The 9519-nt window shown below is 42.0% G+C and carries 9 protein-coding genes and 1 riboswitch; of the genes, 2 read left to right on the top strand and 7 right to left on the bottom strand.

Annotation, left to right across the window (positions count from 1 at the left end; all coding sequences use genetic code 11):
* Positions 1-63: 63 nt before the first annotated feature.
* Positions 64-1488 carry a S8 family serine peptidase gene (locus CU635_RS21520; RefSeq protein ID WP_101579429.1) on the bottom strand — a complete coding sequence of 475 codons (1425 nt, stop codon included), beginning with the start codon at positions 1486-1488 and terminating at the stop codon, positions 64-66.
* A 191-nt stretch (positions 1489-1679) separates the two neighbouring features.
* Between CU635_RS21520 and CU635_RS23550 the strand changes: the two genes are divergently transcribed.
* On the top strand, positions 1680-1847 hold the full coding sequence (locus CU635_RS23550; protein WP_180956576.1) for a hypothetical protein: 168 nt from the start codon (positions 1680-1682) through the stop codon (positions 1845-1847).
* 18 nt (positions 1848-1865) lie between these two features.
* Here CU635_RS23550 and CU635_RS21510 read toward each other — a convergent pair whose 3' ends face one another.
* Positions 1866-2513 carry a response regulator gene (locus tag CU635_RS21510; protein WP_101579427.1) on the bottom strand — a complete coding sequence of 216 codons (648 nt, stop codon included), beginning with the start codon at positions 2511-2513 and terminating at the stop codon, positions 1866-1868.
* Complete coding sequence (locus CU635_RS21505) at positions 2488-4350, bottom strand: GAF domain-containing sensor histidine kinase (protein WP_101579426.1); 1863 nt, start codon at positions 4348-4350, stop codon at positions 2488-2490. The genes CU635_RS21510 and CU635_RS21505 overlap by 26 nt, the downstream gene beginning before the upstream one ends.
* Before the next feature lie 317 nt (positions 4351-4667).
* On the opposite strand from CU635_RS21505, the gene CU635_RS21500 reads away from it, so the two are divergent.
* A complete protein-coding gene (locus tag CU635_RS21500; RefSeq protein WP_101579425.1) occupies positions 4668-5645 on the top strand; it encodes a LacI family DNA-binding transcriptional regulator in 978 nt (325 codons plus the stop codon).
* Between the two features lie 98 nt (positions 5646-5743).
* Here the strand turns inward: CU635_RS21500 and CU635_RS21495 are convergent, their stop codons facing one another.
* From CU635_RS21495 to CU635_RS21485, 4 genes are all read right to left on the bottom strand, one after another.
* Entirely contained in the window at positions 5744-5995 is a 252-nt protein-coding gene (locus CU635_RS21495; protein WP_245917555.1) for a hypothetical protein, read from the bottom strand.
* 124 nt (positions 5996-6119) lie between these two features.
* Positions 6120-6202, bottom strand: a riboswitch (cyclic di-GMP riboswitch).
* Positions 6203-6378: 176 nt separating this feature from the next.
* Positions 6379-6525 carry a hypothetical protein gene (locus CU635_RS23545; RefSeq protein ID WP_180955533.1) on the bottom strand — a complete coding sequence of 49 codons (147 nt, stop codon included), beginning with the start codon at positions 6523-6525 and terminating at the stop codon, positions 6379-6381.
* Positions 6526-6538: 13 nt separating this feature from the next.
* Positions 6539-7759, bottom strand: coding sequence for a helix-turn-helix domain-containing protein (locus CU635_RS21490; protein WP_101579424.1), 1221 nt, complete (start codon positions 7757-7759; stop codon positions 6539-6541).
* A 244-nt stretch (positions 7760-8003) separates the two neighbouring features.
* The gene (locus CU635_RS21485; protein ID WP_101579423.1) at positions 8004-9266 is read right to left on the bottom strand and encodes a S8 family peptidase; all 1263 of its coding nucleotides are present in this window, start codon (positions 9264-9266) and stop codon (positions 8004-8006) included.
* Between the last annotated feature and the right edge of the window lie 253 nt (positions 9267-9519).

Genomic DNA, 9519 nt, shown 5'->3' with positions numbered 1-9519 from the left:
GGCTACGCCATTATCTGGATGAGAAGGGAAATAATTCTCCTACAAACATTTTACTCATACAGATTATTTTATGCTAAAAGAAGCTTGCACTGCTTTATAAGCATTAATATACCCTGCTCCAACTTCCCAGTTCTGATACCCTTCCATAGGAGTTGCTGTTTTTTGCAGAATATCCTTCACTTCTTTTGCAGACAGGAGCGGGTTGGCGTCAAGCATTAAAGCGATAATTCCGGCCGCATGCGGGGCCGCCATCGAAGTTCCGCTCATCGTCGTATAATATGGAATGTAAGCAGGCTCAATATACTGCACATCGTCTGTGGCGCCAAGTGATGCTATTGGCGAAATTACCCTGGTCGAAATAATGTCAACACCAGGAGCGGTAATCGTCGGACGGTCTTCCCAAGTCCACGTTTCCCCATCAACTGTGACTGTTCCGCCATTTCCTTTTTCACCTCGCGACGAAAAATCAGCCAACGTTCCTGATTTAGTACCGGCTGCCACCGCGACAATCCATGGGGCTTTTTTATAATTTCCCGAGATTGTTTTTTGTTCGGGACCCGAGTTTCCGGCGGAAAATACTGTGACAATCCCGCGGTCATACAACCTTTTTGTTGCTACGTTAATTGGATGATTCGGATCGAAATCGGTACCCGCATCTCCTGTATCTCCCCATGAATTTGTAATGACGCGAATATTGTATTCCTGCTGGTGTGTAAGGGCATAGTCAAAGCCGCCAATCGTATCGAGCATCGCCAGACCGGCACCTGAGCCATAGCCAATTAGGTTTGCGCCGGGTGCAACTCCTTCATACTTGCCGCCTGACATTGCACCAGTTCCGCCAACAATGCCGGCAACATGTGTTCCATGCCCGGAATTGTGATCAGTGGAAGGAACGTTTTCTACATACGTAATCGGCAATAACGTATCAACCGCATGGAGATTCGTTGAACCTAATACATTCTGGACAAGATGATCACCAAATTGAATATCTTTATGGAGGCCATCAACCCCGCTATCATTGATGACAACTCCGATGCCTTTACCGGAAACAGGCAGCCCGCCGTTTAGCTTTCTCATCTTTTCATCTGTGCGAACCTTATCTACCCCGGTTAAATCGGTTGCTGCCGCATTTTCATATGCCAGTTTTTTATTATAATAGATCGATAGAACCTGATCGCTTTCGGCAAGCTGTTCAATCTGCCCTTTTGTCGCGAGAACACCGGCGATCGGCAGGCTCTTGAAAGCTATCCCTTTCGTAACCCCTGCATTTTTTAAAAAATCAAGCTGGCTCGCAGTTGGTCCACTCGTCCCCTTAAAGGTCACGATCACTTCAATGGGCCCAGTCGCATTGGATAGAGCCTCCGTTATGCTGGAATCTAGTTTAGCCGAGTTTAATTCAGTTGCTTTTGAGGAAGTTCCCGGGATCATTGCTCCGAACATAACTGCCACAAACAAAAGAAATGATATTAATGCTGCTCTAATTTTCATCCATTTCACTCCCAGTTTGAATTTTAAGCTTTTAAAAATTATCTCATGTGCGAAGCCGCTTCACTATTCTGCAGAAGGGGTAAATTCGTTGCCCTGTAGTATTAACTTACTTACTACTAAAGTAGTAGGGCATGTTTAGATTGGGAGTTGGTGATCGATTTTAAAAGTTGATGATAGCAGCAGAAAAGTTGATGATAACGGGGACAAAGTTGATGATAATTGGTGCGAAGTTGATGATAAATCCAAAGTTGACGATAACAGGGAAGAGGTTGACGATAAATGGTGCCAAGTTGACGATAAATGGTGCGAAGTTGATGATAAAAGTAGCGAAGTTGATGATATTTCTAAAAAGCCAATAAAAAAGGGCCCCTGTAAATTCAGGAGCCCGGCGGCATTGGCACAAGCTGGTTCTGGACCGCGTAAATAACTACCTGGGACCGGCTTTTCACATTTAACTTCTTGAAAATCTTACTGACATGAATTTTAACTGTTTTGTCGCTGATAAACAGCCGCTGTGCAATTTCTTTATTGCTTAAGCCTTCGACAAGACAAAGAAGAACTTCCTTCTCTCTTTCCGTTAAGCTGGAATTTTCTGTTTCAGTTTGCTTTTGCTGGTGAAAGGAAAGCAGCTTTTTTGTCATTGACGGGTGAATGACTGACTCCCCCTTCGCCACAGTGCGGATTGCCGCGACAACTTGATCGGATGGTGCATCTTTTAACAAATAGCCGTCGGCTCCTTCGCGGATGGCAGACATGAAAAACTCGTCATGGCTATGCATCGTCAAAACCAAAACTTTGATATTGGGATATTGTTTTTTAATAATCCCGGTTACTTCGACCCCATTTTTGTTTGGCATGTTGATATCCATTACAATGATATCCGGCTTGATGATGCCAATTTTTTGCAGAGCATCATCCCCGGAAATCGCTTCGCCGACTACTTCTATATCGTCTTCCATCCCTAAAATGTTGCGGAGTCCGTCTCTTAACACAGCATGGTCATCCACTAGCATGAGCCTTATCAACTGAATCTCCCCCTTCAAACCCCATTTTTGGTACTATAAGTGTAACTTCTGTCCCCTCTCCTTCCTTGCTGTCTATTTGAAGCGAAGCATTGATTTTATCCGCGGCATCGTTCATGTGCAAAATGCCAAAATGCGGTTGGTTTCGGGCTTTAAGCATTGCCTGGAAAAGCGAAAAACCGTTGCCGTCATCTTCTATTTTCAGTAAAATATGCTCTGTTTGATAGCTCAATAAAATCTCGATACCTGAAGCCCTTGCATGCTTTATGCTATTTTGCAGGCTTTCCTGAAACGTATCAAACAATACTTTTTCTACCATCGGGCTGAGCTCCAGTTCTTTGCCCCTAATTTCAAACTGGATATTCTGCCCATGCTCCTGCTGGACAGCTGCAATCTTTCTTGTGATCGCGGTGACAAGCCCGACCCGCTCAGTAGGATAAGGCCGCAAAGCATAAATCGATTCGCGAACTTCCTTTAAACTTTGGCGCAGCCTCATCACGCTGGCTGTTATTAATCTTTTTGTCTCATCAGGGTTCTTGTCGAATTTTTTTTCGGCTGTTTCGAGCTTCATGACAGCTCCGGCAAGTGTTTGTGCCAACCCATCGTGAATATCGCGGGCGATCCGGTTGCGTTCCTCGAGAACAATCCGTTTTTCTTTTTCAGAAAAAAGCATTCTTGTCTTCATTATAACAGCAAGCTGATTGGACAGCGTCGCAATCGATTGAACATCGTCATCCTCGAAGCTTTTCGTCCTGCTCTTGCCAACGATAAACATGCCGACTGTTTCATTTTCGACAACGAGCGGGGAGTACATGAGCGCTTTAATATCCCGATCGAAAAACGAATCCGCTATTCCGGCCTGCTTTTTGCGATTGGCGTAAATCAGCGGTTTTTTTATCTCCTCAAACCCGACAATCATTTCTGGGGACAATTCCAGATTACCATTTACTCTCCCGTCCTCGATTTCCCGTTTCCACACTCCATTCTCTTTAATCCAAAGAAGGCTGGCTTCAACATTAATGAAGTCATTAAAACTGTTTTTTAACGTTAACAACCATTCTTTTGCGGGCAGGTGTTGATTTAACTCTGTTGTGATTGAAAAGAGTGCCTTCATCCGCCGTTTTTCTTTTTTGAGCCTTACGATCGTCGAGCTTAACAGGGCAATGCCCACCAATGGTGAAAAAAAGAAAAAATAAGAAAAGAAATCAATTTCGCCGCGGTTTTGGCTTCCAAGCAAATACAAAAGCAGTCCATAGGCTAACGAGAGCGTGATACTGATTAGCTCTGTGACCATTTTTTGATTCCAATCCTTGAGCGGATATGGCTGCGGACGAATCATCAGAACGAAATCGACAATCGTGTTATTAATAATAAAAAACAAGATCAATAAAGTGCAATATTCAATGATTCCTAAAAGAGTATTTGATTCAATTCCACTTGGTAAAAAAACGCTGAGGAACGACCAAAGTTGTTCCGCTAAAAATAAGCTGACAACAAGCTGGGCGGGATTAAAAAAAATGATTCTTAAAGGGCGGCGCTGCAGGATATTCACTGACAGCACAACAACAGCGTAGATGACAAGTGTGTATGGAAGTCCGTAGAGCAGGTAAAGCACGTAAACGAGCGGGAAGGTAATTGCGGTAAAGCCTCTCCAAACAGGCATTGGATAGTATTCGCTTGTGAATAAAAATACAATCAGCAGCAGCATAGGAACCAAATCTGTTGGTCGATCAAAATAAAACAACTGGCAAAGAACGGTTACCCAGCCAAGAAGCGAAATGGCCGAAAGAAACAGCTTCGAATAACTTTCCCTTTTTTCAAAAAGTGCCCGGCTACTCACACCGACACCCCCTTTATCATGAATATTCTGTTAAATTGATTCTATCGATATCAGCAATAAAACACAAATTAAAAAACCCAGACTGGTCGAATGGCAGAGCCGCTGACCAATGCTGGGCCAAATCCCCTAAAGGATTTTGTTGGTGTTCATTATGGCAAAGACTGACCTTCTTTACTATTCATCGAACGGGTTATCTTTTATAGTACAAAAGTTTTATCAACTGCAGGGACTTAAGGCAAGAATGGTTCCTGCTTTATAAGTGTTTATGATACATTTAAAGTGATCTTAATGGAAAAATTTCAAGAGGAGGACCGGAAGTGGCCAATATCAAGGAAGTGGCAAAAATCGCCGGTGTATCAGTTACGACGGTTTCCCGCGTCTTGAATAATCACCCGTACGTGAAGGAAGATAAGCGGAAAACTGTTTTGGACGCAATTAAAAAGCTTGATTATATCCAAAATCTGAACGCAGTAAATCTGGCAAAAGGGAAAAGTTATACGGTTGGCGTGATTCTTCCTTTTATCAACCATCCCCACTTTGGTGATATCGTCCAGGGGATTGCCAGTGCAGCACTTGAGCATAATTACCGGTTTATTATGTGCCAGACAGATTACAAGGCTGAAGAGGAGCTTAAATTTTTGCAACTGTTAAAAATGAAGCAAATTGATGGGGTTATCATTTGCTCAAAAACGAGCAGTTGGGACGAAATTGAACCGTTTTCGCAATTTGGCCCGATCGTAGCCTGCGAAGATACGCGCGGAGCCGCTATTTCTTCTGTGTTTATAGATCATTATGGAGGCTTTAAACTTGGAATGGACCATCTTATTTCGAAAGGCCATCGCAAGATTGGCTACTGCATCGCAAGAGGGCACAGCTTCAACAGCCGCCAGCGAAAAAAAGCCTATCTGGATGCGTTAGGAGAAATCGGAGCGAGCATTCACAATGATTGGATGTTTGACCAATGCATCTTTATAGAAGATGGCATAAGGGTCGTGCATGAGCTTCTTCACATGAAGGACCGGCCTACTGCATTGCTGGTCGCCTGTGACCAGGTTGCAGCAGGGATTGTAACCGAAGCGCGGAAACACGGAATTAGAGTGCCGGAGGATCTAGCTGTTATTGGTTTCGATAACCACCCAATTTCAAAAGTACTTGATATTACTACAATTGAGCATCACAGTGTTTTGCTAGGACAAAACGCTTTTAACCTCGCTTTCTCATTAATTGCTGACAACGACAATAAAGTGGAAAAGGTCGAACTTCCTTACAAGCTAATCGTACGTTCAACTGCTTAATGTTATATCCAGCCATTAATAGAAAACAAAAGAAGACTGTTCCATCGTAAGTGGATTGCAGTCTTCTTTGGGTGATAGTCGTACGGTGCGCCAAATGTTCACACAATCTTCCCGATCGGCGTTTCAAAAATTTTGTCTTCCAATCTATCCTTTGCCACCGACAAATTCCGCAGACATTCTACCTTCACCTTATCATCACAGATAAAATCGTTTAAAAGCTCGTCTTCCAATCTTGAATAGGCCGCAGAAATATAGTCCTTGCCCATTTCTTTCAGGCTTATAACCGCTGTGTATTCAAGTAGTTCTCTTTCAAAATATTCGACCGTACCAAACAAAACAGTCAACTTCATCTCCGCCTTCCCTCTCATTTACCGCCACGAAAATGGCGAACAAAAAAAACCATCCAAAAAAGATGGTGGATGCTTTATATTAAAGGAGACACACCTTTAACAGCAGCAGCAATACCCGTTCCTTTTTGGCAACCCGACTATCATAGCTTACGCCTTAGACTCGCGGCTTTGCGTCCTTATTTTTCAATAAGTTTGCCTTTAACATTTCGTTACTTTTATACTAAAACCAATTGTGCGTTTTTTCAATCTTTTTCGGCAAATTTCTTACATTTTCGCACAAATTTAGTCATATTTTACTAGTTTACTTTTTAAAAAAACAACCTTAAACAAAAAAACAGCCTTGAAGCATTTCGCTTCAGGCTGTTTTTTTCGGCACGCCAATATCACTTCATAGCAGGCGGCTGAATTGGCGGTCCTGACGGTTCTTCAGTAGCTGCATGTGAAAGCTGCGTTTCACCTAAACTGATTACACCTAGACTCAGCAAAGCAAATAATCCAACAGAACAAAAAGTACCCAACAATTTTCTCATTAATTTTTCCCCCTTAACTGGTTTTTTCTAAATATTTAACTGCCTTTTTATGCATGCCGATTTCCCGGTAATGCAATGAAAGCAGGTGGTAAAAATGGCTCACATCATCCATATACTCACTGTTCTGTTCTAGGAAAGGAATCACCTTAGTTTCTAAATATTCAATCGATTTTTCCTTCGAATCAATAGCAGTTAAATAATATCGCGCCAATATTTGATACTTTTTTATGCTCAATTGGGCCGACAGTTGCGATAGTTCATCGAAAGTTAAGTGTGCTTGCTCCATGTCTAGTAAAGAATAATAGATTTCTCCGACAGAATACAATGTGATCAAGTATTGACTCGATTGTTTACTCTGTAGAGCCAAGCTTTTGTTATAATATTTTAAGGCTTGCTCCAGATTACCCATTTTCCACTGAAGAAACCCCATATTATGATAGATTTGCGAAAGAAGATGCTGGTCATTCAACATTTCTGCATTCCGAATTAGATGCTTAAAGCAACTTAACGCCTCATCATATATTTTCGAATTCGTATAGTTGATGCCAAGCAACATTAATGAATGAAGAATTCTTTTAAAATTATGCTGATTCATGAATAATTGTAATGCGTGTTTGCCGTAATGGATCGCAAAGCTGGATTGCTTAAGCGAGCTTTTTACGAGCGCCCGATGGTATATAAGTTCACCTGTAGCAGACTCAGAATTCTTATCTGTAAACAGCTGGTCGAATGCCTCATCCGCTTTCTTAAACTGCCCCTTTAATATTAAAAATAACGCATTATAGCTTTGATATAAATAGTTCTCATTTTGGGAAAAATTTCTTGTTTGTTTCTTTAACATATCACGCTGCTGCTCTGCTTCGACAAGGAATCGCTGAAATAGTTGGTATCTGTATTTAATAAGCTCATACTTATATAAGTATGACGAAAAAGGAATGATATTCTCCAGATCGGAGAGCTGTTCAAAGAGTTGCTGGGCCTCGTCTTTAAGATAAAAATCAATTTTATCCTTAAGTTCAGTCAAGAGGAAACCGATTAATTGTTCTTGCTCACTTATCTCAGCGAGACTAATATTTAATCTGTTTAGCAGAAGCATAATTGTTTCTATGTTCGCATCTTTAGAATTGTGTTCAATTTTGCTTAAATGCGAAACAGAACAAATTCCTGCGGCGAGATCCTTAAGCGTCAGCTTTTTTTGCGTACGGTAAAATTTAATCAAAGGTCCGTATTCCATCAAAGCCACCACCTTTGCTTTTATAATAATTATAACAAAATTTTCAAAATATTCACTTAAAAAGTGGTAAAAATGCCGATTTAAAGAAACTGGTCAGAACAGAAGGGCTTATCACTTCCATCGTTTACCCCGAAAAATTTAATAGAAACATCGGAAAAACGCCTGGATCACAAGTATCCAGGCGTTCTTTTATTATAAACTAGTTTGCCAGACAGTTATCTGGCGACAGCCGGTAATCCTGACATTATTTTACCCTTGCAAATCCGAATCCGGATGCATAATCATCACCTGTTGCTGCACCGGTTCCGCCTTTAATGTCGTACTGTTTTGCGCGGTTTTGCAACTGTGCACGCAGTTGCACATGGCTTAAGGTTGGGCTTGCAGACCATATTTTCGCAGCAAGTCCGGCGACATGCGGTGTTGCCATTGAAGTTCCGCTGATTGTATTATAGTTGCCATCATACCAGGTAGATTCGATAGCGCTTCCCGGTGATGAAATTTCAACATCACGTTCTTGAATCACATAGTCTCCATCTGTGTTCGGGTTCCCTCGTGATGAGAAATTGGCAACCCGGTATGTGCCATTTTGCTGGACATTTTCAAGAGCGGCGACTGCAACCGCGTTTACCAATGCTCCCGGGTAACCGATTGTATTGCTGTTCGGACCAGAATTCCCTGCAGCAGCAACGACTAGCACGCCTTTGCTATATGCGTAATCAACTGCATTTGAAATAAGTGTATCTTTCGCGCTAGAACCCAGTGACATATTGATGACTGCCTTTGAACCTGTTCGGGCTGCTTCATCTGCAACATGGCGAATCGCTCCGGCTATGTCATCAGAGTATCCTGAACCACTGTCAGTGAGCACTTTATATGCCCAAAGCTCGGCTTCCGGCGCTACACCGTAGATGCCAAGCCCATCACTTCCTCCATTTGCAAGAGCTGTTCCGGCGACATGTGTGCCGTGGCCGTTCCGGTCTGTACAGCTGCCATTTACTAATGGTGAAGTTTGCGTGAAATCTTTGCATTGCTCAACGTTTTGGACCAAATCAATATGGTTTCGATTAACACCTGTATCGAGAACCGCCACTTTAATTCCATTTCCGCCGCTTGTTCTCTGGATGGCACTGTCGTTATAGATTGCTTGAATTCCCCAAGGTGTCTGATCGCTTGGCACTGTTGCTGCTGCTTTAATCGGTGCAGTAGCCTGAATTTCAACTTCCGGGACAAGCTCAACTTTTAAGTTCTTAATTTTTTGCAGGGCTTGATATTGCTGGGCATTTACAGTAGTTGTGAAGCCCTCACTTCCGAAATCCCAGCGTGCACCGTGCTTGTCTTTCATTTGTTTGACCTGTGCTGTTTGGACAGCAGGAGCATGAATTAAAACTCGATAAGATTGCTGGCTTTCTGCTTTTTCTGTAGCTTGTCCAAAAGCCGCCGATGAAAACATTGAAAAACCCATTGCTAAACTTAAAACTGCCGCGCCTAGTATTCTTCTTTTTTTCATACCCAATACTCCTCTCGAATTTTAATAGCAGCATTTGCTGCTGCGATTTAAGTATATTTATAATATTCTGAATAAATCAACCTATATTCACTAATAAAAAGTTGGGAAAATTTTTGACAATCCGGAATTTTTCTATATATTTCCATATGATAATAATAAATTCAAGGAAAATTTCGTTTTCTTCGAATTAATGTATGAGTAAAATGTTTGTAGGAGAATTATTTCCCTTCTCATCCAGATAATGGCGTAGCCG

It is taken from the genome of Bacillus canaveralius (assembly GCF_002860125.1).
GTDB classification, from domain to species: Bacteria; Bacillota; Bacilli; order Bacillales; family Cytobacillaceae; genus Bacillus_BJ; species Bacillus_BJ canaveralius.
The sequence above is the reverse complement of the archived record's forward strand: the minus strand, read 5'-3'. Positions and strand labels throughout refer to the sequence as shown.